15 protein-coding genes are annotated in these 24764 nt (G+C 70.9%); 5 read left to right on the plus strand and 10 right to left on the minus strand.

The features are described 5' to 3' along the window. Nucleotides 1–10 precede the first annotated feature (10 nt). The 6 genes from ACIG5F_RS01555 to ACIG5F_RS01580 are packed head-to-tail and all read right to left on the minus strand — an operon-like array spanning nucleotide 11 to nucleotide 16648. Nucleotides 11–9334 (minus strand): type I polyketide synthase, encoded by a 9324-nt coding sequence (locus ACIG5F_RS01555; RefSeq protein ID WP_396515406.1) that lies wholly within the window; start codon nucleotides 9332–9334, stop codon nucleotides 11–13. Nucleotides 9335–9378: 44 nt separating this feature from the next. Then, nucleotides 9379–10122: a thioesterase II family protein gene (locus tag ACIG5F_RS01560; RefSeq protein WP_396515407.1), complete on the minus strand. Its 744-nt coding sequence runs from the start codon at nucleotides 10120–10122 to the stop codon at nucleotides 9379–9381. Beyond that, a complete protein-coding gene (locus ACIG5F_RS01565) occupies nucleotides 10119–12392 on the minus strand; it encodes an acyltransferase domain-containing protein (protein WP_396515408.1) in 2274 nt (757 codons plus the stop codon). Before ACIG5F_RS01565 ends, ACIG5F_RS01560 begins: the two co-directional genes overlap by 4 nt. Beyond that, complete coding sequence (locus tag ACIG5F_RS01570; RefSeq protein ID WP_396515409.1) at nucleotides 12389–14158, minus strand: AMP-binding protein; 1770 nt, start codon at nucleotides 14156–14158, stop codon at nucleotides 12389–12391. Before ACIG5F_RS01570 ends, ACIG5F_RS01565 begins: the two co-directional genes overlap by 4 nt. Continuing rightward, entirely contained in the window at nucleotides 14155–15852 is a 1698-nt protein-coding gene (locus ACIG5F_RS01575) for a condensation domain-containing protein (RefSeq protein WP_396515410.1), read from the minus strand. The genes ACIG5F_RS01570 and ACIG5F_RS01575 overlap by 4 nt, the downstream gene beginning before the upstream one ends. Nucleotides 15853–15865: 13 nt before the next feature. After that, nucleotides 15866–16648, minus strand: a complete 783-nt coding sequence (locus ACIG5F_RS01580; RefSeq protein WP_396515411.1) for a hypothetical protein — start codon at nucleotides 16646–16648, stop codon at nucleotides 15866–15868. A gap of 176 nt (nucleotides 16649–16824) precedes the next feature. Here ACIG5F_RS01580 and ACIG5F_RS01585 point away from each other — a divergent pair, with 176 nt between their 5' ends. The 3 genes from ACIG5F_RS01585 to ACIG5F_RS01595 all read left to right on the plus strand — a co-directional run bounded on the left by ACIG5F_RS01585 (nucleotide 16825) and on the right by ACIG5F_RS01595 (nucleotide 19875). Next, a complete protein-coding gene (locus tag ACIG5F_RS01585; RefSeq protein WP_396515412.1) occupies nucleotides 16825–18051 on the plus strand; it encodes a cytochrome P450 in 1227 nt (408 codons plus the stop codon). 75 nt (nucleotides 18052–18126) lie between these two features. Then, a complete protein-coding gene (locus ACIG5F_RS01590; protein WP_396515413.1) occupies nucleotides 18127–19056 on the plus strand; it encodes a Gfo/Idh/MocA family protein in 930 nt (309 codons plus the stop codon). Between the two features lie 63 nt (nucleotides 19057–19119). Next, complete coding sequence (locus tag ACIG5F_RS01595) at nucleotides 19120–19875, plus strand: 3-oxoacyl-ACP reductase family protein (protein WP_396515414.1); 756 nt, start codon at nucleotides 19120–19122, stop codon at nucleotides 19873–19875. Between the two features lie 96 nt (nucleotides 19876–19971). Here the strand turns inward: ACIG5F_RS01595 and ACIG5F_RS01600 are convergent, their stop codons facing one another. The 4 genes from ACIG5F_RS01600 to ACIG5F_RS01615 form a co-directional block, all read right to left on the minus strand. Further along, nucleotides 19972–21795, minus strand: a complete 1824-nt coding sequence (locus tag ACIG5F_RS01600; RefSeq protein ID WP_396515415.1) for a S8 family serine peptidase — start codon at nucleotides 21793–21795, stop codon at nucleotides 19972–19974. 116 nt (nucleotides 21796–21911) lie between these two features. Beyond that, the gene (locus tag ACIG5F_RS01605; RefSeq protein ID WP_396515416.1) at nucleotides 21912–22343 is read right to left on the minus strand and encodes a permease-like cell division protein FtsX; all 432 of its coding nucleotides are present in this window, start codon (nucleotides 22341–22343) and stop codon (nucleotides 21912–21914) included. 13 nt (nucleotides 22344–22356) lie between these two features. Beyond that, a complete protein-coding gene (locus ACIG5F_RS01610) occupies nucleotides 22357–22698 on the minus strand; it encodes a DUF302 domain-containing protein (protein WP_396515417.1) in 342 nt (113 codons plus the stop codon). Between the two features lie 106 nt (nucleotides 22699–22804). Next, nucleotides 22805–22945, minus strand: coding sequence for a hypothetical protein (locus ACIG5F_RS01615; protein WP_396515418.1), 141 nt, complete (start codon nucleotides 22943–22945; stop codon nucleotides 22805–22807). Between ACIG5F_RS01615 and ACIG5F_RS01620 the strand changes: the two genes are divergently transcribed. Together ACIG5F_RS01620 and ACIG5F_RS01625 are read left to right on the plus strand one after the other, a co-directional pair. Then, nucleotides 22935–24206, plus strand: coding sequence for a glycosyltransferase (locus ACIG5F_RS01620; RefSeq protein ID WP_396515419.1), 1272 nt, complete (start codon nucleotides 22935–22937; stop codon nucleotides 24204–24206). The genes ACIG5F_RS01615 and ACIG5F_RS01620 overlap by 11 nt on opposite strands. 30 nt (nucleotides 24207–24236) lie before the next feature. Beyond that, nucleotides 24237–24764 carry a DinB family protein gene (locus ACIG5F_RS01625; protein ID WP_396515420.1) on the plus strand — a complete coding sequence of 176 codons (528 nt, stop codon included), beginning with the start codon at nucleotides 24237–24239 and terminating at the stop codon, nucleotides 24762–24764.

The following is a 24764-nucleotide window of genomic DNA, read 5'->3' on the forward strand; positions in this document are numbered from 1 at the left end:
CCCTTGGCCCCTACTGCGGATGGCTGTTGCCGAGTTGCTCGTCGATGAACTCGTACAGCGAGTCGTCGGCGGCGTCCGCGATCCACGCGGCGCCGTCCTGTCCCCCGGTCCGGCCGCGGACCTGCGTCAACAGCAGCCGCAACCGGCTCTCCACGGCCGCCAGCTCGATGTCGTCCAGGGCGTCCACCATGTCCGGCGACAGCCGGTCGAGCGTGGTCAGCACGGGTTCGGCCGGCTTGTCCGGTGTGGACGGTGCGAGCGCGGCGAGCATGTGCTCGGCCAGCGCCAGCGGCGTGGGATGGTCGAACACCGCTGTAGACGGCAGTTTCAGGCCGCTCGCGGCGGTGAGCCGGTTGCGCAGCTCGACGCCGGTCAGCGAGTCGAAACCCTGTTCGGTGAAGGCACGTTCGGCGACCACCGAACTCGGATCGGCGTGCCCGAGCACCGTCGCCACCTGACCACGCACCAGATCGAGCACGGCCCGTCGCCGCGTCGCCTCGTCCTGACCCACGAGGTGCTGCGCCCAGCCGGCCTCAACGGTGGCGGCCGCTACTGCCGTTGCGCGAGTACGGGTTCGCACCATGCCGCGCAGCACCGACGGCACGTGTCCGGCCGGATCCCGTTGCCACGCCGAAGGATTCAACCTCGCCGTCACCAGTGCCGGGTCACGCCGCCACATCGCGGCGTCCAGCAGTTCCAACGCGTCCGGGGTGGACATGGGCTCCACGCCCGACCGCCGCAGCCGGGCCAGGTCCACCTCGTTGAGCTGGCCGGTCATCCCGCTGGCCTGTTGCCACAGCCCCCACGCCAGCGACACCGCCGGCCGCCCCATCGCCCGACGCGCCGTGGCCAGCCGGTCCAGCACCATGTTCGCGGCGGCGTAGTTGGCCTGGCCGGCCCCGCCGAGCACGCCCGACACCGAGGAGAACAGCACGAACGCCGACAGGTCGGCGTCGAGCGTCAACTCGTGCAGGTGCAGCGCGCCGGCCACCTTGGGCGCGAGAACGCGTTCCACCTGCTCGACGGTCATCGACTCGACCACCGAGTCGTCCAGCAGGCCGGCCGCGTGCACGACGCCGGTCAACGGGAACTCCGCCGGCACATCGGCCAACACCGCCGCCAAAGCAACCCGATCGGTCACGTCACAAGCCACGATCTCGACTCGTGCACCCTGTTCTCGCAGCTCAGCGGCCAGCTCATCGGCTCCTTCGGCCGCTGTTGCGGCCCGGCTGACCAGCATGAGGCTGCGTACGCCACCCGTCGCGACCAGATGCCGGGCCAGCACCGCGCCCAGGCCGCCGGTGCCGCCCGTGATCAGGACGGTTCCGTCGCCCCACAGGCGAGGCAGTTCGAGCACGTGCTTGCCGACGTGCTTTCCCTGGCTGACCAACCGGAACGCGTCCCTCGCCGCGCGAATGTCCCAGCTCGTGGTGGGAATCGGCCGCAACTGTCCACTATGGAACAGGGGCAGCAGCTCCGCCAGCATCTGCCCGATGCGCTCGGGGCCGGCGTGCGTGATCAGGTCGAACGCGCGGTAGAACACGCCGGGCCACTGCCGGCCCACCAGCTCGGCGTCGCGGATGTCCGCCTTGCCCATCTCGATGAACCGGCCGCCCGGGGCCAGCACGTCGAGGGAGGCGTCGACGAACTCGTAGGCGAGGGAGTTCAGCACGACGTCGACGCCGCCGGTCGCCGCCAGCACGTGCTCCTTGAAGTCCAGCGACCTCGACGAGGCCAGCCGGTCCACCGGGAGGCCTTGCTCCTGCAGGAACTGCCACTTGTCGGGATGGGCCGTGGCCACGATCTCGGCCCCCAGATACCGGGCGATCTGCACTGCGGCGAGGCCAACCCCACCGGCCGCGGCGTGGATCAACACCGACTCCCCGGCCTTCAGGTCGGCCAGGTCGACCAGGCCGTAGTAGGCGGTCAGGAAGACGATCGGCACCGAAGCGGCGGTGGCGAACGACCAGTCCGCCGGCATCGCACACAGCATCCGATGGTCGGTCACGGCCGTCGGCGCGAAGGCCCCGGCGAACACGCCCATCACCCGATCGCCGACCTTGAGCCCGTCGACGCCGGGCCCGATCTCGACGACCACGCCCGCGCCTTCCGAGCCCATCACCTCGTCGGCCGGCCGCATGCCCAACGCCTTGAGCACGTCCCGGAAGTTCAGGCCGCCGGCCCGCATCGCCACCCGGACCTCGCCGGCCGCGAGCGGCCCCGGCCCGTCGACGTCGACCAGCCGCAGGTTCTCGATCGTGCCCCGGTCGTGGATGTCCAGCTGCCACCACGGCGATCGCGGCGCCAGATCGCCCGCCTCGGGTTCGGTCAGCCGTGGGGCGAGTGCCTCGCCGTCCCGGATCGCCAGCTCGGACTCGGCCGTGCCCAGCACCGTCGGCAGCATCGCCCATGACCGCTCACTGTCGTCGATGTCGACGAGCGTGAAGCGGCCGGAGTTCTCCGTCTGGGCCGAACGGACCAGGCCCCAGACCGCCGCCGCGGACAGACTCGCGGCCAGGTCGGGATTCCCGTCCTCCTGGAGGTCGACCGCTCTTTGCGTGACGACGACCAGCTTCGTGTCGGCGAACCGCTCGTCCGTCAGCAGCTTCTGGATGAGGGCCAGCATGGTGGTCACCGACCGGTGCACCGCCGACTCGGGCTGTCCGTCCGAAGTGGAACGAACCAGCACGGTTTCCGGGGCAACGCCAGCGGCTTCCGCGTCGGCGGCCAGCTCCACGAAATCGGCACACCGTCGGACGCCGTGGCCGAGGCGGGCGAGGTCGCCGTTCGGGTCGAGGATCACGAAATCGCCGGTGAAATCCCCTGTGGGCAGCGGAATCCACTCGGTCCTCAGCACCGTGCCGCCGGTGTTGCCGCGACGGAGGCGGTCGGCGGACACCGGCCGGAACGTCAACGCCTCCACCTCGGCGACCGCGTTGTTGGTGCCATCGGCGAACAGGACGGACACCGTGCCGGGAGCACCGAGCCGCAATCGCACCCGGACCGCCGCTGCCCCGGTCGCGTGCACGGAGACACCGCTCCAGGTGAACGGCAGCACAGTGCCGGTGTTCCCGGCCTCGGGCAGCAACGCGGGGTGCAGGGCGGCGTCGAACAGGTTGGGGTGCAGGAGAAAGCCGGTCAGGTCCGCGGTTTCTGGGGCAACCACCTCGGCGTAGAGGTCGGAACCCTGGCTCCACACCGTGCGCAGGCCACGGAACAGCGGGCCGTAGTTGAATCCCTTGGTGGCCAGGACGTCGTAGGCGTCGTCGATGTCGACCGGCTCCGCGCCGGCCGGCGGCCAGGTCTCGAAGACCGGGTTGGCCGGCGACTGCGCGGCCTCGGTCAGCACGCCGGTGGCATGGTCGACCCATTCCGCCGCGCCTTCGGCGTGCGCCCGCACCATCACCGCTCGCCGGCCGTCCGCCTCTGGGGCGGCGACGATCACCTGGATCTGCACCCCGCCGTCCTCCGGCAACAGCAGCGGCGCTTCCAACGTCAGCTCATCGACCACCGCGTATCCGACCTCGTCGGCCGCGCGCAGAGCCAGTTCCACCAACGCTGCGCCGGGCACGACCACCACACCGCCGACCGCGTGATCCGCCAGCCACGGATGCGACCGCAGCGACAGCCGACCGGTCAACACCACCCCGCCCGGCTCCGCCGACGGCAATACCGCCCGCAGAACGCCGTGATCGACCGCGTCCAACCCCGCCCCGGCGACGTCGCCCTCTGTCGGGCGCGGCTCAAGCCAGTACCGGTCGTGCTCGAACGCGTAGGTCGGCAGCTCGACCCGCCGACCGGACACCACCGCGTCCCACCGCACATCAACGCCCGCCACCCAGGCCCGGGCCAATGCCTGGACGAACTGCTCCGCCTCCGGCTCGTCCCTGCGCAAAGTGCCCAGCACCAACGGATTCGTGACGCCACGCTCCTCCAGTATCTGCTCCACGCCCAGCGTCAGCACCGGGTGCGGGCTCATCTCCACGAACCGCTGCGTCCCGCGATCCGCCAGCGCACCGACCACGTCCGCGAACCGCACCCGCTCGCGCAGATTCCGGTACCAGTAATCCGCATCCAGCTCGGCCGTGTCGATCAGCTCACCGGTGACCGTCGAATAGAACGGCACCTCCGACGATCGCGGCTCCACGCCTTTGAGCAGCTTTGCCAACTCGGCCTGGATCGCCTCCACCTGCGACGAGTGCGAGGCATAATCCACCGGAATCCGCCGCACCCGAACACCATCCGCCTCAAGCCCCGCGACGAACTCGTCCAGCGCCACCCGCTCACCCGACACCACCACCGCCGACGGCCCATTCACCGCCGCCACATCAAGCCCATCGGCAAGCCGTTCCCGCACCTCAGAAACCGGAAGCGACACCGACACCATCCCGCCGGTCCCCGCGATCGCTCTCAACGCACGACTCCGCAGCGCAACAACCCTGGCCGCATCCGACAACGACAACGCACCAGCAACACACGCCGCCGCAATCTCCCCTTGCGAATGCCCCACCACCGCCACCGGCTCAACCCCACACGCCCGCCACAACGCCGCCAACGACACCATCACCGCGAACAACACCGGCTGGACCACATCAACCCGATCCAACCCAGCACCACCGGTCAACACATCAACCAGGGACCAATCCACGAACTCCGCCAACGCCTCCGCACACCGCTCAATCTCGTCGGCGAACACCAGCGAGGACGCCATCAGCTCCCGCGCCATCCCCACCCACTGCGACCCCTGCCCCGGAAACACGAACACCACGCCAGACGAGCCGGTGCCGGTTGCACCGGTCACCGTGCCCGACTCGCCCTGGCCAGCGGCAAGATCCTGTAGCCGGGCGCGGAGAGTCTCCAGATCCGAACCCCAGACGGCTGCCCGATGCTCCAACGCCGCCCGAGTAGTGGCCAACGACCAGCCAACATCGACAGCGGACTGGCCGGAATCCGCACCATCCGCTTCAGACTGGCCCGCATCCATGCGATCCGACGCCGCCCGAGGTGTGGCCGATGACCGGCCGGCGAGGTGGGCCAGCAGTCGGCTGGCCTGCGCCTTCAAGGCCTCGGGGGTGCGGGCGGACAGCACCCACGGGGTGACACCGGCGAGAACCGTAGGGCTGGTGGGCGGCGCGGGCGGTGGGGGTTGCGGGGCCTCAAGGATGAGGTGGGCGTTGGTGCCGGAGATGCCGAAGGAGGAGACGCCGGCGCGGCGGGGGCGGGAGGGTGAGGGCCACGGGCGGGCGGAGGTCAGGAGCTCGACAGAGCCGGTGGACCAGTCGACGTGGGATGAGGGGCGGTCGACGTGCAGGGTGCGGGGCAGGACGCCAGCCTGCATGGCCATGACCATCTTGATGACGCCGCCGACGCCGGCGGCGGCCTGGGAGTGGCCGATGTTCGACTTGAGGGAGCCGAGCCACAGAGGCTCGGACCGGTGCTGGCCGTAGGTGGCGAGGAGGGCTTCGACCTCGATGGGGTCGCCGAGGGTGGTTCCGGTGCCATGGGCCTCGACGGCGTCGACGTCCGAAGTGGACAGTCCGGCGTTGGCGAGGGCCTGGCGGATCACGCGCTCCTGGGACGGCCCGTTGGGGGCGGTCAAGCCGTTGGACGCGCCGTCCTGGTTCACGGCGGAGCCCCGCAGTACGGCCAACACGGTGTGGCCGTTGCGGAGGGCGTCGGACTGGCGTTCCAGCACGAGCATGCCGACGCCCTCGGCCCAGCCGGTGCCGTTGGCGGCGTCGGCGAACGGCTTGCAGCGGCCGTCGGGCGCCAGGCCGCGCTGGCGGGAGAACTCCACGAAGATAGACGGGCTGGCCATCACGGTCACGCCGCCGGCCAGGGCCAGGTCGCACTCACCGTTGCGCAGGGACTGGGACGCCAAATGGACTGCTACCAGGGAAGAAGAGCAAGCCGTGTCCACGGTGATCGCGGGGCCCTCCAGCCCCAGGACGTAGGACACACGCCCGGACAGGACGCTGCCGGCCGACCCGGTCAGCCCGTAGCCCTCCCGGTCGGCGTTGTCGATGCCGAGCGAGAGACAGTCGGCGTACATCGCGCCCGTGAAGACGCCGGTCGCGCTGCCGCGCAGCCCGGTCGGGTCGATGCCGGCCCGCTCGATAGCCTCCCACGCCACCTCCAGCAGCAGCCGCTGCTGCGGATCGGTGGCCAACGCCTCCCGAGGCGACATCCCGAAGAAGCCCGCGTCGAAATCGGCTACAGCGTCGAGAAATCCGCCTTGGCGCACGTACGACTTGCCGGCAGCGGCGGGATCGGGGTCGAACAGCCCGTCGACGTCCCAGCCGCGATCGGACGGCCACGGGCCGACCACATCTCGGCCCTCGGAAACCAGCGCCCACAACGCTTCCGGCGAGTTCACACCACCAGGGAAGCGACAGGCCATGCCCACCACGACGATCGGATCGTCCGAAGTGGACTGCTGACGAGGAGCGGCCACAACTGGCGCGATCCCGGTGAGTTGGGCCAGCAGGTGCTCAGTCAGGGCGGTAGGAGTCGGGTGGTCGTAGAGCACGCCGGAACGCAGCTTCAGGCCGGTGGCGGCGGCGAGCTTGTTCCGCAGGTCGACAGCCGCCATCGAGTCGAATCCCTGAGTGTGGAAAGGACTTTCGACGTCCAGTGCGCCGGCCCGCACCACACTAGCCTGGGCCAGCACGGTGTCCAGCACGATCTGCCGGCGTTGCGGCACCGCCGCCTCGGCCACCCGCTGGTGGAAGGGATGGATCTCGGCGCCCTCGATCTCGACCGGCGTGTCGTCCAGCCAGTAGCGGCGGCGTTGGAACGCGTAGGTCGGCAGAGACGTCCGCTTGCCGCCCCAGCCCGCGTACACCGATGCCCACGAGACCGGAATGCCGGCGACCCATGCCTCGGCCAACGCCTGTACGAAGCGCTCCACCGACGGCTCGTCCCGGCGCAGGCTGGCGCCGACGACACCGCCGCCGAACTCCTCCAGGGCCTGTTCGACGCTGACGGTCAACACCGGATGCGGACTGATCTCCAGGAAACCCAGCATTCCCTGGCCGGCCAGCTCGGCCACGACGTCGTGAAACCGCACCGACTGCCGCAGATTCCGGTACCAGTAAGCGGCATCGAGCTCGACGGTGTCGATCAACCCGCCGGTCACGGTCGAATAGAACGGCACCTGGGACGTTCGTGGCCGAACGTCCGCCAGCAGCCGGGCCAGCTCGGCCTCGACCGGCTCCACCTGCGCCGAGTGCGAGGCGTAGTCCACCGGGATCCGCCGCACCCGAACACCATCGGCCTCAAGACCAGTAACAAACCCATCCAGGGCAACCCGTTCACCGGACACGACCACCGCCGACGGCCCGTTCACCGCCGCCACATCCAACCCGGCAGTCAGGCGCGCACGCACCTCCGACACCGGAAGCGACACCGACACCATGCCGCCGGTGCCGGCAATCGCCGTCAGTGCACGGCTGCGCAAGGCAACGATCCGGGCCGCATCGGACAACGACAACGCGCCGGCGACATAGGCCGCCGCGATCTCGCCTTGCGAGTGGCCAACGACGGCCGCCGGCTCAACCCCACAGGCACGCCATAGCGCAGCCAACGACACCATCACCGCGAACAACACCGGCTGCACCACATCAACCCAGTCCAACCCCGCGCCGCCGGTCAGAACGTCGACCAGCGACCAATCCACGAATTCCGCCAACGCCTCGGCACAACGCTCGATCTCCGCGGCGAACACCGGAGACGACATCAGCAACTCCCGCGCCATCCCCACCCACTGCGAACCCTGGCCGGGGAACACGAACACCGGCCCGACGGCGGCAACCGCACCGGTTCCGACCAGCATGTTCCCCTGCGCCATGGCCGACAGCAGCTCGTCGTTCGTGCGCCCCCAGACGACGGCGCGATGTTCGTGCTCGGTACGCGCGGTCGCCAACGACCAGCCCACATCCACCGCATCGGCCGGAACGTGGTCGAGCAGTCGTTGAGCCTGGCCGGCCAAGGCGGCTGCCGACGCGCCCGACAAAACCCACGGCACCACAACGGGTTCGAGGACAGTAGCGGTCCGGGGCAAAGAGGCCGATTCAACGGTCGGGGCTTCCTCCAGGACGATGTGCGCGTTGGTGCCGGACAAGCCGAACGACGACACCCCGGCCCGTCGGGGCCGGCCGCCACGCGGCCACGGCACCAGGTCCGTGACCACCTCAAGTCCCAGTTCGGCCAACGGAATCGCAGGGTTGGCACGGGTGAAGTGCAGGCTGGGCACCAGTTCGCCCAGGTCGAGGCACAACGCGGTCTTGATCACGCCGGCGATGCCGGCGGCCGGTTCGAGGTGGCCGATGTTGGTCTTCACCGAGCCGACACGCAACGGGCGCGGCCGTCCAGAGGCACGCCCGATGGCAGCGCCCAAGGCTTGCGCCTCGATCGGATCCCCTTTGGGTGTACCAGTTCCGTGCAGTTCGACGTAGTCGATGTCCGCCGGCCCGACGCCGGCCACGGCCAGCGCACGGGTGATCACCGCGGCCTGGCTGGAGGCCCGTGGCGCGGTCAGCGACTCGCCCCGGCCATCGTTGTTCACCGCGCTGCCCCGAAGCAGGCAGTAAACGTGGTTGTCCTCGGCCAGGGCGTGCTCACGACGTCGGATGATCACGACGCCGGCGCCCTCGCCCCGGGCGTAGCCGTCGGCCGCCGCATCGAACGTCGCGCAGCGGCCGTTGGGCGACAAAGCCCCCAGCGCCGCCATGGTTTCCGAGAACTCGCCGGCCAGCATCAGGTTGACGCCACCGACTACCGCGATGTCGATCTCCCCGCCGAGCACGCTGCGCGCGGCCAGGTCGAGGGCCGTCAGCGACGAGGACTGGGCGGTGTCGACACACACGCTCGGCCCGCCGAAGTCGAAGAAGTGCGAGACACGGTTGGCGATCAGCGCCCGCGAAACGGCCATGTAGTCGTAGGTGTCGGCCGGTCGTCCCTGGACCTGGCGGGCGTAGTCGCCGGCCGCGGCGGCCATGTAGACGCCGACGCGGTCACCGCGCAGCCGGGCGGGCACGATGCCGGCGTCCTCGAACGCCTCCCAGCACACCTCCAGGATCAGCCGCTGCTGCGGATCCATGTGCCGGGCCTCGTCCGCGCCGATGCCGAAGAAGTCGGCGTCGAACTCGTCGACCGCGTCGATGAAACCCCCACGGCCGAGCCCCGCCCCCGAGGCCGGCGGCCGGTGCTCGGGAACCTCCGACACGGCGTTTTGACCACCGCGCAGCGCGGCCCAGAACTCGGCCAGCCCCGGGGCGCCGGGGAATCGGCAGGCCATGCCCACCACGGCGAGACCGTCCAACGTCTGCTCCACCCCTGGTCCCTCTTCTCGTGCGAATTCCCCACCCACCACCGGTTTCAGAGACCGGTGACGAAGCGCGCGATGTCGGCCGTGAGCGCCGCCCGGTGCTCACGCAGATAGAAGTGCCCACCGGGAAAGGTCCGCAGCGCGGTCGTCCCGGCGGTGTGCTCGGCCCACGCCTCGGCGTCGGCATCGGTGACGCGCGGGTCCTCGGTGCCGTACACCACGGTCACCGGGCAGCGCAGCCGGTCGACGGGCCGATGGCGGTAGGCCTGGATCGCCTGGTAGTCGGCGCGCATGACCGGTGCCGGCATCCGCAGCAGCGCCGGCTCGGCCAGCACCGAATCCGCGGTGCCGCCCAGTTCCAGCAACTCGGCGACCAGGCTCCGTTCGTCGGTGATGACGATGTTCTCGTCACCGCTGCGGCTCGGGGCCCGCCGGCCGGAGGCGTACAGCGCGGCCGGTTCCGTGGCCAGCCGCAGCGCGACCTCGTAGGCGACGATCGCGCCCATGCTGTGCCCGAAGAACACCAGCGGCCGGCCATCGGTCCACCCGGCCAGGTCGTCGGCGGCCCGGTCGGACAGCTCGGCGATGCTGGTCAGGCAGGGCTCGCCGGCCCGTTCCTGACGGCCCGGATACTGCACGGCCAACACCTGCGCGTGGCCGGACAGCGCGACCGAGAAATCGAAGAAGTAGCTGGCTGAGCCGCCGGCGTGCGGGAAGAACACCACCGTCGCGGGCGCGTCCGGCGTCGGATGGAAGTTGCGGATCCATGGCGTACGCAACGGAATCGACGTCACGGCTGCATCACCGGCTCGCCCGACTCCAGCTCGGTGAGCACGTGCTTGCTCAACGCGGCGACGGTCGGGCAATCGAAGATCACCGACAGCGGCAGTTCAAGACCGGTGTCGGCCCGCAGGCGTTGGCGGAGCTCCAGCGCCAGCATGGAGGTAATGCCGAGCTCGAAGCCGTCGCTGTCCGGGCCGATCGCCGCCACGTCCATACCGAGCACCGCCGCGATGTGCTCGCGGACCATGTCCAGCGCCAGATCCGCCCGGTCGGCGGCGGGAGCCGCGGCCAGCAGCCGCGTGAATCGCTCGTCGGGGCCGGCCGACAGCGCGGCGCGTTGGAAAGGATAGGTGGGCAAGGAGATCCACCGGCCACGGTAGGCCGCCGACGGGTTCGCCACCGCGCCGTGCACGAGCAGCCGGGCCAGCGCGCCGCGCACGGTGTCGGCCTCCGGCCGGTCCCGGCGCAGGGCCGGCGCGGCGACCGCGTCGGGCACGTTCTCCCTGATCATCGGGCACAGCGCCGCGTCCGGGCCGAGCTCCAGGAACACCGAGACCCCTTGGCGCGCCACGTAATCGACGGCATCGCCGAAGCGGACGGCCTCTCGGACCTGCCGGACCCAGTAATCGCCGGACAGGTCCACGCCGTCCACCGGTCGACCGGTGAGCGTGGACACCAACGGGAACCGGGGCACACCCACCGATACGCCAGCGGCGACCGCGCGGAACTCCTCCAGCATCGGGTCCATCCGCGCCGAGTGGAAGGCGTGACTGACCGTCAGCCACCTGGCCCGGCGGCCCGGCAGCCGGTCGACCAGCTCACGCAGCGCGTCCTCGTCTCCGGACAGCACCAGGGAATTGGGCGAATTGACAGCGGCAATGGATACGGTCGCTCCGACGGCTACGTCGTCGACGCTCGCGCGCAGCGCCACCATCGCGCCGCCCTCGGGCAGCGCCTGCATCAGCCGTCCGCGCGCGGCCACGAGGGCGCAGGCGTCGGGCAGCGACAGCAGCCCGGCCGCACAGGCGGCGGCGAACTCGCCGATGGAGTGCCCGATCACGTGGGACGGCCGCACTCCCCACGACTCGACCAGCCGGAACAGGGCCATCTCGATGGCGAACAGGGCGGGCTGGGCGACTCCGGTCGGCCCGAGGTCGGCACCGCTGAGCACCGCGTCGGCCACCGACCATCCGGTGTGGACGGACAGCTCGGCGCAGACCTCGTCGAAGGCTTGGGCGAACACCGGGAACCGTTCGTGCAGTTCACGGCCCATGCCCGGCCGTTGCGCCCCCTGGCCGGTGAAGGCGAAGGCCACGCCACCAGCACGAACACGTCCACTGTGGACATCCATATCGCTCGCGCCGGCGGCCACCGTATCCAACGCACGGAGGAATCCCGGCCGGTCATCGGCCACGATCGCCACCCGGTGCTCGAACAGCGTCCGATGGCTGACCAGCGCCGCCGCCACATCAGCCGGCGACCATTGGGTGTCGTCACGCAGCCGTTGCCCGAGGCGCTCGGCCTGCGCCCGCACCACCTCCGGCGATCGTCCACTCAGGACCCAGGTCAGTGCGCCCTGCTCGACGTCCGCGACCGGGCGGCTCGGGGCCCGTTCGACGATCACGTGCACATCGATGCCGTCGGCCCCGACCGAGGTGACGGCAGCCAGCGGCGACTGAGGGGAAAGCAGTGTCTCCACCAGGCCGCCGTCCGCCACCTGAGACTCGTCAACCGGGTCAAAGAGATCCGCAGCGGCCAGAGCCTGCCGAATGCCCCGCTCATGGGCTTCCCGGCGGGACACGAACCGCTCAGCGCCGGTGACCGTCGTCGCGCGGACGACACTGAGCACCGGCTCCGAGGCGTCCGAAAGGCGTTCCAGCGCAACCACACCCGCGTCGGAGCCGGCGAATGCCAGCGCGCATCCGCCGGTAGCCAGGGACCGCACGGCCAGGTGCAACGCCACCGATGCGGAGTCGACGGTCACCGCCGGCCCGCCGAGACCGAGCACGCCGGCGACCTGGCCCGCCAACGCCTCGGCGGCCGTGTCGGTCCGCACCCGCAGTCCGGCACCGGGCTCCGCACCGAGGAACACGCCGGTCTCGGCCCGCCGATCGCCGAGGACCACACCGGCCGATTCCGCTGCCTCCCAGCAGGCTTCCAGCGCCGCCCGCACGGCCGGTGCGGCAGCCGTGGCCTCGTCCGCCGACATCCCGAAGAACTCGGCGTCGAAACCGTCGCCGCCGGAAAGGCCGCCGACACCGACGACGACGAAGGCACTCATCTCAGCTCCCCCGAGGTCGCCAGCAACGCCGCCACACCCTCGACGGTCGCGTGCTGGAACACCGTCTCCAGCGGAATCGCCACCCCGAACTCGTCGTCGAGCCGGGCGCAGGCCCGCGTCACGGACACCGAATTGCCGCCGACATCGAAGAACGACACGTCCCGGGGCAGCGTGGCGACACCGAGCACCTCGGAGAAGATGTCGGCCACCCGACGCTCGACCGTGCCGGCCGGGGCCGCGCCGTCCACCGACTCGGCCCGCAGCCGGGTCGCCAGCGCGGCCAGGTCCTTCCGGTCGATCTTGCGGTCCTCCAGCACCGGGATCTCCTCGATGCGGTGCACCCGTCCCGGCACGAGATATCCAGGCAGCCGCTGCGAAAGCCAGGCCCGAACGTCCTGTTCGGACGGTGCGACACCGGCCTGGGCGACAAAGAACAGGCTGATGTCCGAGCAGGCCCCGTCGTCGTCGAACAGCGGCACGGCAACCGCACGACCGACGCCGTCGAACTCCTCGGCGGCGACCTCGATCTCGTGCGGCTCGACCCGATGACCCCGGATCTTCACCTGCCCATCGGCACGGCCAACGAAATGCACCACGCCGTCCGACCAATAGCCCAGGTCAGAGGTCCGATACATTCGCCGTGCCCCGTCACCGGGGTCGACCTCCACGAAGCGGCGACGGGTGAGCTCGTCGTCATCGAGGTAGCCAACCGCGAGGCCGTCGCCGGCCAGGCAGATCTCACCCACCTCGCCGACCGCGCAGGGCCGATCCCCGTCCAGCACATGCACCTCGGTGCCGGGCAGCGGAGCCCCGATCGGCACGTCGCCGGCCCGGCAGTCGTCCAAGGTGACGACGTGGTCGGTGGCGGCGATGGTGCTCTCCACCGGCCCGTACATGTTGTGCAAGGGAATCAGCGGATGGCAGCGCAGGAACTCGCCGGCGTGCCGCGCCGACAGCCGTTCCCCGCCGGTGCCAACCTTGCGCAGCCCGGTGAACGCGTCGATGTCGGTGTCCACCACCATGTGGAAGACGGCGGTCGGCAGGAACACGGTGTTGATGCCGACCGACTCGACCAGGTCACGCAGCCGCTGCGCCAGCTCCAGGGTGCCGCCGTCGAGCAGGATGATCGTGCCGCCGCCGAGCAGCACTCCCCACGAGTCCAGGCCGAACGCGTCCCAGGTGGCGGCCAGGGACTGCGGCATCACCACCCCGCTGTCGCACGGCGCGAACGCCCAGTCGTCGAAGATCCGGACGGTGCCCCGGTGCGCGCACACAACACCGTGCGGCACCCCGGACGAGCCGGAGGTGAAGAACACCGCGCACGGATCGTCAATCGCCACCTCGTGCACCGGAGGAACACGGCGCTGCGTGGCGTACCCGGCGGTGTCATGAATCGGCGACCAGACGGGTGCGGGCCAGTCACCGGCGCGATCGGTGACCAGCAGCGGCGGGTCGATGCGGCGCACGATGCCGCTCAACCGCTCATGCGGCCACCGCGGATCCATTGCCGCGTAGGCAGCACCGGTCTTCAGCACGCCAAGCAACACCGCGAACAATTCAGGTGTACGCGGCAGCAGCACTGGAACGATCCCGCCGGGGCCAACGCCGGCCGAGGCCAGCTCGGCGGCCACGGTGTCGGCCGCGGCGGCCAGTTCGCCGTACGACACAGCGCGATCCCCGTGCCGGACCGCCACCCGGTCCGGCCACCGCCGCGCGCAGTGGTCGAACAGGCCGTGCACGGTGTCGGCCCGCCAGTTCCGGTTCACCGGACTCTCCCGTCCGCCAAAGCCGTCAGGTGAGCGACGAGTCGGGCCGGCGCCGGGTGTTCGAAGACTTCCGCGAGCGTTACCGACACGCCGGTCTCCTCCTCGATGGTCTGCGCCAGCTTCGCGCCGAGCAGGGAATTGCCGCCCAGGGCGAAGAAATCGGACTCCGCGTCCACATCGGACCGCATCAACACCTGCGACCACACGGCGACAAGGGCGTCCACCAACACGCCGTCGACCGGCTGCGTCGGCAGGCTCGGCGCGGCCGCCACCGGTCGGTTGATGCTGCCGTCATGGTCGAGCCGGATGCGCTCGCCGGTGATCGCGTCGGCACCCCACACGCCCGGCGGCAGCTCCGCGCCGAAGTCGTCAACGACGGTGACAGTCGCCTGGTCGAGCACGGCCAGATCGCCGACGGTGAGCATCGGCACCATCCAGAGTGGACAGTCCGAGTCCTCGGCCACCGCGACCAGCAGCGCCTCGTAGCGGGCGAGCATCGCCGCCACATCCTGGGCCCGGTGCAGCTCGGTCGAGTACACCGTCCGCAGCATCAGCCCCTCGGGCAGCGCGATCACCAGGTACTCGATGTCGAACTTGCTGAACGGCACCGGCAGGTGCTCCTGGTGCGCCTCCCGGTCGCCGAACCGCAGCGCGCGGACCTCGGGCACCGGCACGTAGTTGAAGACGTGCCGGAAGATCGGGTTGCGCCACGGCGATTCGGCGCCCTCCAGGCGCGGCAACCGGCTCTCCGCGCCGCGGCCGTTGTGCATCATGACGTCGAAGAACGTCCGGCGGACCCGCCGGGTCAGCTCGGCGAAGCCGGTCTCACGGCTCACCTGCACCCGCATCGGCAGCACGTTGACGTGGAAGCCGACGGCAGTGGCGGCCGCCCGGTCGCGGGTGCTGATCGGGCAGCCGACAACCAGGTCCGAGCTCGCGCCGTGCCGGGCCAACAGCAGACAGAACGCCGCCAGCAGCACCGATGCCTCCGGCGCGCGCAGCCGCCGGCTGAGCTCCCGGACCGCGGTGACGGCGGCCGGGCTCAGCTCGTGGGCCAACTCCGCGCCGGCCAACGTGATGTCGCTGTCGGACGGCGATTCGAGGTCCAACCGTAGGCCGCACGGGTCGAGCCCACCCAGATACTGTTGCCAGAAGCCGGTTTCCTCGGTCACCGCGACGGCGACCGGCGGCTCGTCGACTGCCTCGACGTAGCCGTCACGCAGGATCGCGGTGTAGGCGGCGGCGAGCTCGGAGCAGAAGCTCAGCACCGAGGTCGCGTCGAACACCAGGTGGTGCACCACGACAGCAACCGTGTCCACAGTAGACACCGTGGTACGCGCCAGCCGCACCAGCACCTCGCCGTCCAGCTCGAACGGCCGCCGCACGAAGTCGGAGAACGGATCCGCGACACCGCCGGGCAACTCGACGAGATCGATCTCGTCCATGGTCACCGGCACCGCCGCGCCGACCAGGCCGGCGCCGTCGGCCCGATACCTGGTGTGCAGGGCCCGATGCCGGTTCACCACGTGGGTCACGGCCTCGACCAGCACGTCGGGGGCGACCCGGCCGTCGAACCGCAACACGAACGCGATGTTGTTCACGCCGGTGCCCGGAACGCACCGCTCCAGCAGCCACAGGGACTGCTCCTCGGCGGACACCGGTCGCCACGACGGCGCGGTGACGGGAATCGTCATGGCTTCTCCCTGCTCAGTGCCGGACCGCGAGCGCCTCGACCACGGCCCGCGCGACCTCGGGGTGGCGCAGCATGCCGTTGTGGTCGACGTCGACGGTGATCCGCTCGCGGACATCGATCGGTTGGGCGGCATGGTCGTTCGAGCTGACGCAGACCGCGCGGGCCCACTGCTCGGTCGGGTCGAGCTGGCCGGCCGCGACCACCCAGGACACGAACGAGGTGAAGGTGGCACCGAGTTCGGCCCGCCGGGCCGGGTTGAGCCCGATCTTGGCCAGCGCGATGTCGCCGACCCGCAGATACAGCTCGCTCAACGCCGGGCCGTACACCTGGACGTCATCGTCACGGGTCAGCAACTGCTGCCCCTCGGCGAGCATTTCGTCCACATCGGACTTCGGCAGCGCCGCCCCGAAAACCTCGACGCCACGGTGGTATTGCGCGTACAGCGCAACGGAGGTCGGCAGTTCCGGGTCGATCACCACCAGCGGCACGTCGCCCACCGCGGCGGCGACCGCCGAGGCGAACACGCTGCCGGCGCAGAAACCCAGCACGCCGCTCACGCGGACCCCGGACTCGCGCACCGGGGCCAGCCACCACTCCAGATAGTCCTCGGCCCGCCACCCGGCCTCGGCGCCGGCTCGCGGCATCGCCGACTCCCACAGCGTCGGCGCGGGCGTCAGGTGGGTGACGAACTCGGTCAAGGACGCTTCCGGCCGCGCCGGCGTCGGGAAGTCGCACGCCAGCACGACCCCGTCCGACTCGCCGCTGCTCAGCACCCGCCACGCGTTGGTGGACGTCATCGGTCTTCTCCCCCGCCCATGGATCGACTGGGGGCGATCCTGCGGTCCGGCGTGATCGCCCCGGGACCCCTAACCGCCCCCCTAGCCCCCCTAAGGCCCCCCGCTCGCGCTGCCTCGGGCCGCCGGCCCGAACCTAGGGTTCACCCCGTCCATCGGTGTTCGACGAAAGGTCGCTGATGAGCGAGCCAACTGCGCACGGGCCCAACGTTGCGGCCGACGACGGGCTGCCGCCGTTCCCGATGGCGCGGACCTGCCCGTTCGACCCGCCCGCGGCGTACGCCGGGCTGCGGGAGACGGGCCGGCTGAACAGAGTCCAGCTCTACGACGGGGAGACCGCCTGGGTCGCCAACCGCTACGAGGACATCAAGGCGCTGTTCAACGACCCGCGCCTGTCCTCGGACCGCGCGGCCGACGGCTACCCGAAGTTCTCGCCGCGGGCCGAGGTCACGCACAAGCAGGTGCGGCTGTTCATGTTCATGGACGACCCCGAGCACCGCGAGCACCGCAAGGCGCTGCTGCCGCGGTTCACCGTGCGCCAGATCGACCAGATGCGGCCGTTCATCACCGAGACCGTGGACGGCTTCCTGGACGCGATGCTGGCCGCCGGCCCGCCGGCCGACCTGGTGACCGATCTGGCGCTGCCGGTCGCGTGCTCGACGATCGGCCATCTGCTCGGCGTGCCCTACGCCGACTTCGAGCTGTTCCGGGACCGGTTCACCCGCCTGATCACCGCGACCAGCGGCGAGGACGCCGGCCTGGTCACGCTGGAGGCGATGACCTTCCTGCACAAGCTGATCCAGGACAAGGCCGACGACCCGGGCGACGATCTGCTCAGCACGCTGGTGGTGGAGCAGCTCAAGACCGAGCGCATGAGCCACATGGACCTGCTCTACATCGCGGCGCTGATGATGTTCGCCGGCCACGAGACCACCGCCAACATGATCTCGCTCGGCGCGCTGACCCTGTTGGAGCACCCGGAGCAGCTGGCGGCCTTGCGGGACGGCAGCGTGCCCACCACCGCCGTCGTCGAGGAACTGCTCCGCTACCTGTCCATTGTGGACACCGTGCCGCGGGTGGCGACTGAGGACGTGGCCGTCGGCGAGCACACCGTGCGCGCGGGCGAGGGCCTGGTGCTGCCGCTGGCCGCCGCCAACCGCGACCCCGAGCACTTCCCCGAGCCCGACACGTTCGACGTGCGGCGGCAGGCCCGCCACCACCTGAGTTTCGGCCACGGCATCCACCAGTGCCTCGGCCAGAACCTGGCCCGGGTGGAGCTGGAGATCACCCTGGACCATCTGTTCCGACGTGTTCCGGGGCTCCGTCTGGCCAAGCCGGTGGCGGAGCTGCCGCTCAAGAGCGCCATCGAGGTGCAGGGCATCTCGGCGCTGCCCGTCACCTGGTGACCCGGCGGCCGGCGGGGCGGGGCCGCACCCGCCGGCCGACTTGACGAGCTGACCAGGGCTGTCGATGCTGTGCGGGTGGCAGCAACCCCGATCCGGCTCGGCGTCATCGGTCTCGGCGTGATGGGCCGGCGCACCTTCGAGCAAGCGTTGGAACATCCGGACTTCGAGGTGACGTTCGCGGCCGACGCGGATCCCGAGGTCGTCGAGGCGTTGCAGCCAGGGCATCCCGGCATCACGTTCGGAGCGGCGACGGAGTTCGTCGATCATGTGGACGCGGTCTACATCGCGACGCCGCCGTCGTGGCACGCGCCGTACGCGTTGACGGCGTTGCGGCAGGGGATCGCGGTGTTCTGCGAGAAGCCGCTGGCGGTGGATCTGGCCGAGGGCCGGGAAATGGTGGCCGCGGGCGGCGTGACGGCGGTCAATTTCCCGTTGTCGGACACCAATGCCACGCTGTACCTGGAAGACGTGATCCCCGACGCGGGCGACCTGCTCGGGGTGGATGTGCGGATGACGTTCCCGCAGTGGCCGCGGCCGTTCCAGGCGCCGGCGGCCTGGGTCGGGGAGCGCGCGGAGGGCGGCTTCATCCGGGAGGTGTTCTCCCACTTCGCCTATCTCACCGACCGTCTGGTCGGGCCGATCCGCACGGTTGAGGCCACTGTGGACTATGCCGAGACCGGCAGCGAGATCGCCGCGCGCGGGCTGCTCCGGGCCGGCGAGGTCCCGGTTCAGGTCTCGGGCTACGCCGGCGTGGCGGCGGCCGAGAGCTACGAGTGGATCGTCTGGGGCTCAAGGCGTTCGTACCGGCTGACGAACTGGGCCCACCTGGCGGTCTCCGACGGCGGCCCGTGGACGCCGCTCGACCTCACCGGCGACGGCTCCGGGGCCGAGTCGACCCGGCTGTCCCTGTTCGCCGAGGCCGTGCGCGGCCGACGGCCGGCCAACCTGGCCGACTTCGCCGACGCGCTGCGGGTGCAGGAAGCGGTCGAGGCCTTCTACCAGTGAGGAATGCGGCCGCGCGGCGGCGACGTTGAGGTCACACGAGCACTCCTCGAAGGGAACACGACCTTGACGACTGACATCGCCGCGCCCCTGGCCGGCAAGACCGCGCTGGTCACGGGCGGTTCGCGGGGCATCGGCGCGGCCATCGTGCGCCGCCTGGCCGCCGAGGGCGCGCGGGTGGCATTCACCTACCGCAGCCGCGCCGACCTGGCCGAGAAGCTGGTCGCGGAGATCGCCGAGACCGGCGGGTCGGCGCTGGCCATCGCCGCCGACAGCGCCGACCCCGAGGCCGCGCGGACGGCCGTGGAGCGCACCGCCGCCGAGCTGGGCGGCCTGGACATCGTGGTCAACAACGCCGGCATCGCCAACGGCGGGCCGGTCGAGAACCTCACCGTGGACGACTTCGACCAGATCGTCGCGGTCAACGTGCGCAGTGTCTTCGTCACCGTGCGGGCCGCGCTGGCCCACCTCGGGGCCGGCGGCCGGATCATCACCATCGGCAGCATCAACGCCGACCGCGTGCCCGTGCCGGGCTTGTCCCTCTACGCCATGACCAAGGCCGCCGTCGCCGGCCTCACCCGCGGCCTGGCCCGGGAACTCGGCGGCCGCGGCATCACCGTCAACAACCTGCAGGTCGGGCCGACCGAGACCGACATGAACCCGGGCACCGGCGACTTCGGGGCCCAGGCCCGCGCCCAGATGGCCCTCGGCGAGTACGCCCAGCCCGCCGACATCGCCAGCGCCGTCGCCTACCTGGCCCGGCCCGAGGCGCACTACATCACCGGCGCCAACTGGAACGTCGACGGCGGCTACACGGTCTGACCCCCGCCAAGATCAAGGGACCGATCCTCTCGTTCAACGCCAGGAAGGGCCCCTTCATGACGTTGAACGTCAGTAAGGGGCCCTTCATGACGGTTGTCAGATCGCGCTCAGGACGCCGGCGCCCCAGCCGTCACCGTCGCGGTGCACGGCCCGGGACTGGAGGATGAACGTCAGCAGCTCGGGCGAGATCCACTTGCCGCCGAACTCCTGGCGGGTCAGGGCGGCGACACCGGCGGAGCTGGGGGTGGCGGCCGAGGTGCCGTAGAAGCGGCAGTCGCCGGGCGTCACCGAGGGGCAGGTGCCCGAGCCGAACGGACCGACGCCGCTGACCTGGACGCCGTCGGTGGCGGTGTAGGTCGGGCCGGAGAAGGTCCGGTCATGCCCGCCGGGAACGCCCTTGCACGGCCCGATTCCCTTGCCGGGGCAGCGGGTGGTGGTGATGATCTGCACCGGCCCTGCGGCGCTGTAGGCCTCCAGCGGGCTGGTCGTCGGGTCCACGGTGGCGCTCGCGTTGGTGGCGCCGGCGCTGGTGGCGAAGCCCAGGTAGTTGGAGTCCGGGTTCAGTGAACCGGCCCGGTCCACCGGGTCCAGCGTCTGCACGCCGGCGGCCAGCGCGCGCCAGCGCAGGTCCAGCGTGGGCACGGCGCGGGCCGAGGAGGTGCCGGCCACGTCCACCACGAGCCGCGCGGCCTGGGCCACGCCGGTGGTGTTGGTGTACGTGAACTGCTCCAGCGTGTCGCCGACACCGTTGGCCTGCTTGGCGTTGCTCCACGCCAGGCAGTTGCCGGCCGCGTCCACCAGGTACAGGTTGAGGTCGGTGAAGCCGCCCTGCCCGGTGGTCGGGTAGATGGCCCGCGGCTCGCTCCACTGCAAGGTCGGCATGAACGAGGCGCCGGGCAGCAGGTTGAGGTTGTAGGTGTTGTCGGCGCCGCGCAGGTTCACGGTGTTGCGGATCGGCGCGGGGCAGTTGGTCTGCGCGCTGGTCTGGTCGTCGGGCGTGCGGCCGGTGCCCTTGGCCGCCACCCGCGGGGCGTGCCGGCTGCCGAGGTTGCCGGCCGAGGAGGAGACCCAGATGCCGTGCTTGGCCAGGGATTCCGCGGTGGTCGCGCCCAGGCCCTGCTGGAAGGCGGGCTCGTCGTCGAAGGCGAGGTCCTCGGTGATGATGGTGGCGCCGGCGGCGGCCAGGTCGTGGAAGCCCTTGACGTAGTCGGCCAGGGTGTCGCCGCTGGTGGCGTACATCAGCTTGGCGTCGGGGGCGATGTCGTGGACGATCTCCATCATCGCCGTGCCCTCGTCGTTGTCGTACGAGGCCTGGCTGAGGATCTTGGTGTCGGCCGGCAGCTCGCCGCGGGCGATGGACTCGGCCACGTGGTCGGCGTCGCCGGACATCACGCCGACGGTCTGGCCCTTGCCGGTCAGGCCGTGCTGCTGGGCGATGTCGGCCTTGTGCAGCTTGACGCCCTCGGCGGTGTTGGGGCCGACGTCGGTGGCCGGCCGCACGCTGGGCCGCAGCGTCGACACCCACGGCAGCGCGGCGACGGCGTCGAGCTTGTCGACCGGCACCACGGTGCTGACCAGGCCGGCGACCGGCAGGTCGGCCCCGGCGACCGGGGCGAGGGTGGCGGCGTTGGTCTTCACGGTCACGCCGAGCGACCGCAGCTGGTTCTCCTGGTCGGCGTTGACCGGGCCGTCGGCGTACACCTGGACGCCGAGCCCGTTCTGGTCGACCTCGACCGCGTTCGCGGTCAGCTGTCTGACCTTGCCGGCCCCGAGGCGGGAGACCTGATCGGCCTGCTGCCGCAGCATCGACGGGATCTTGTACGACGTGTCCTCGGCCGCCGTCGCCGGGGTGCCCGTCACGGTGAGCAGCGGCGCCACGAGCGCGACGCCGGCCACGAGCGCGCGTAAGCGCCCTGTCATATTTCCTCCCCAAAAGTCACCCATTGGGGGTCACTCTATGAGGGAAGCCGCGAACCGGACACCGTCCGATCGGCGGGTAGACAACGGGCGAATCGAGCACCCTCACCCGGGTCGGATCAGCGGAGTTCGTCGCAGATGAGCCGGTGGATCTCGGCCGGCGGCGGGAACTGTTGAGTGAGCCGGTCACCCAGGGCACCGGCCGGGAAACCGGCCTTGGGCCGCACCTTCACCACCGCCGGCAACGACTCGGGCCGGGCCGTCCTGAGCACGTCCGGCTGGTCGGCGAACATCCGCTGGAATTCCTCGAAGGTCTGCTGGCGGGTCTGCGTGACCACCGACTCGACGTCCTGGTGGGTGGCCAGCACCGCGGCCTGGACCTGGGGTAACTCCGCGTCGTCGCGGAGGTAGATGTCGATCTCGTCGGGCCGGGCGCACTGCTTCGGGGCCGCCGCCGGCGTGGCATGCGGGGCCCACAGCACCAGGCCCGCCACCCCGACCATCGCCACCACACCGACAACCAACGCCAGCACCATGTACTTCACGCGCACGGGGACAACTGTGTCATTCCCCCGCGACCTCGACGGACACCGCCTCCAGCAGTTCGGCCATCCGGTCCAGGATCTCCTTGTGCTCGGTCAGCTCGTAGTCGCCGGCCAGCTCGCGCGGGTCGTGGTGGCCGACGAAGGCCATCTCCCCGTCCTGCCACACCACCATGCGCAGCGGCAGGTCGAGGCCCACTCGCGGATCGCTGGCCATCAGGGGCGTGCCGGCGTGCGGATCGCCGAACAGCACCACGTCGACGGGCGTCAACGACAGCTCCGCCCGCCGGGCGTGTTCGGCGTGGTCGATGTGCGCGAACACCGTCAGCTCACGGTGTTCGAGCGCGGCGATCAGTCGGGACACGGTGGATCTCTGGCCGTGACTGCTCTTCCGGATCATCACGGGGACAGTCTCCGCCCCATGGCAAGGCCACGCAGCCCCGCACGGGGCCGCGTGACCTCGGGTTTGCCTAGTCGGTGCGATGCGTGCCGGCGGCCTCGTAAGCGGTGACGGCACTGTCCACTTGGGACGGACTGAGCGCGCCGGCGTTGTGGTGAACCCAGTTCACCTTCTGGTCCCAGGTGCGCGTGGCCGAGGCCGTGCGGAGCATCGAGCGCTCCTTCACCAACCCCGACCAGGCCGGACTCCTCGACGTCCCGGTCTGCTCCACCCTGAGCTTCGACGACTCCTCGGGCTGCGGTTCGGTCTGTCGCAACGGGAACGTGGCCAAGATCGGCAATACTCGGCGGGTGTTGATCGTGACCGGGGTGGCGGCGCTGGCGTGGCTGTACCTGCTGCTGGCGCACGGGGGTTTCTGGCGGACGAGCTGGCGGCTGCCGGCGAGCGGCGGGCAGCCGGAGCGGTGGCCGGCGGTGGTGGCGGTGGTGCCGGCCCGGGACGAGGCGGACGTGCTGCCGTTGACGTTGCCGACGCTGCTCGGGCAGGACTACCCGGGGCCGTTCCGGGTGGTGCTGGTGGACGACGCCAGCACCGACGGCACGGCGCAGGCGGCGCGAGCGGTGGGCACGGGGCGGCTGGACATCGTGCGGAGTGAGGGGCCGCCGCCGGGGTGGGCGGGCAAGGTGGCGGCGATGGCGACGGGGGTGCGGGCGGCCAGCGACGGGGAGTATCTGCTGTTCACGGACGCGGACATCGCCCACGCGCCGGACGGGGTGCGGCGGCTGGTGACGGCGGCGGTGGCCGACGATCGGGCGCTGGTGTCGCAGATGGCGTTGCTGCGGACGGAAACCCTGTGGGAGCGGCTGATCGTGCCGGCCTTCGTGTACTTCTTCAGCCTGCTGTTCCCGTTCGGCCGGGTGAACAACCCGAGGTCACGGGTGGGCGCGGCGGCGGGCGGCTGCATGCTGGTGCGGCAGGAGGCGCTGGAGCGGGCCGGCGGCCTGGCGGCGATCAAGGACGCGTTGATCGACGACGTGGCCTTCGGGAAGCTGATCAAATCCGCGGGCAACCGCACCTGGCTGGGCCTGACGACGTCGGTCACCAGCCGGCGGCCGTACGCCACGCTCAAGGACCTCTGGCACATGGTCGCCCGCTCGGCCTACACCCAGCTGCGCAACTCCCCGCTGCTGCTGGCCGGCTGTGTCATGGGCCTGCTGCTGATCTTCGTCGTCCCGCCGCTGGCCGTGCTCGTGGGGCCGACCGACGTGCGGCTGCTGGGCCTGCTGGCCTGGGCGGTAATGACCGGCACCTACGCGCCGATGCTCAGGTTCTACCGGCTGCCGGTGTGGCTGGCGGTCGCCCTGCCGGCGGTGGCGGTGCTGTACACGGCGATGACCGTCGACTCGGCCCGGCGGCACTGGCTGGGCCGGGGCGCGGCGTGGAAGGGCCGGACCGCGAAAACCTGCCAGTAGCTGTCAGGTTTCTACGGGAGGATGACGGGCATGGCGACACTGATGACTCCCCCGGTCGGGACCGACGAGCGGGCCGCGCTGCTGGCGTTCCTGAACAACCAGCGCGAGGCGTTGATGGCCGGTGTGCAGGGCCTGACCGACGCCGACGCCGGCAAGACGTCGACCGCCAGCGCCCTGTCGGTGCTGGCGCTGCTGCGGCACGCCAACCGGACCGAACGCCGCTGGGTGCTCGCCGCCCTCGACGGCCGCGACCTGCCCGGCGAGTGGCCGCCGGACGACTGGTCCAAGGAGTTCGTGCTCGGCCCCGAGGACACCATCGCCGTCCACCTCGCCGCCTACCGGGAGACCGCCGCCGGCACCGAGGAGATCATCAACGCCCTGCCCTCGCTCGACGTGCCGTGCAAGCTGGAGGCCGCCGCCCAGTGGAACGCCCGCTGGATTCTGCTGCACCTGATCGAGGAGACCGCCCGGCACGCCGGCCACGCCGACATCATCCGCGAGTCGCTGGACGGGGCGACCGCGCCGGCGTTGATCGACGCCCTGAACGCGGCCGACTAG

Origin of the sequence: Kutzneria sp. NPDC052558 (assembly GCF_044547355.1) — a bacterium.
In the GTDB taxonomy this organism is placed as follows: domain Bacteria; phylum Actinomycetota; class Actinomycetes; order Mycobacteriales; family Pseudonocardiaceae; genus Kutzneria.

Bases quoted from the DNA above. Each gene is read 5' to 3' on its own strand.
- ACIG5F_RS01565 (WP_396515408.1), bottom strand. From the start codon at position 12,392: ATGAGTGCCTTCGTCGTCGTCGGTGTCGGCGGCCTTTCCGGCGGCGAC.
- ACIG5F_RS01575 (WP_396515410.1), bottom strand. From the start codon at position 15,852: ATGACGATTCCCGTCACCGCGCCGTCGTGGCGACCGGTGTCCGCCGAG.
- ACIG5F_RS01580 (WP_396515411.1), bottom strand. From the start codon at position 16,648: ATGACGTCCACCAACGCGTGGCGGGTGCTGAGCAGCGGCGAGTCGGAC.
- ACIG5F_RS01585 (WP_396515412.1), top strand. From the start codon at position 16,825: ATGAGCGAGCCAACTGCGCACGGGCCCAACGTTGCGGCCGACGACGGG.
- ACIG5F_RS01600 (WP_396515415.1), bottom strand. From the start codon at position 21,795: ATGACAGGGCGCTTACGCGCGCTCGTGGCCGGCGTCGCGCTCGTGGCG.
- ACIG5F_RS01615 (WP_396515418.1), bottom strand. From the start codon at position 22,945: ATGCTCCGCACGGCCTCGGCCACGCGCACCTGGGACCAGAAGGTGAAC.
- ACIG5F_RS01625 (WP_396515420.1), top strand. From the start codon at position 24,237: ATGGCGACACTGATGACTCCCCCGGTCGGGACCGACGAGCGGGCCGCG.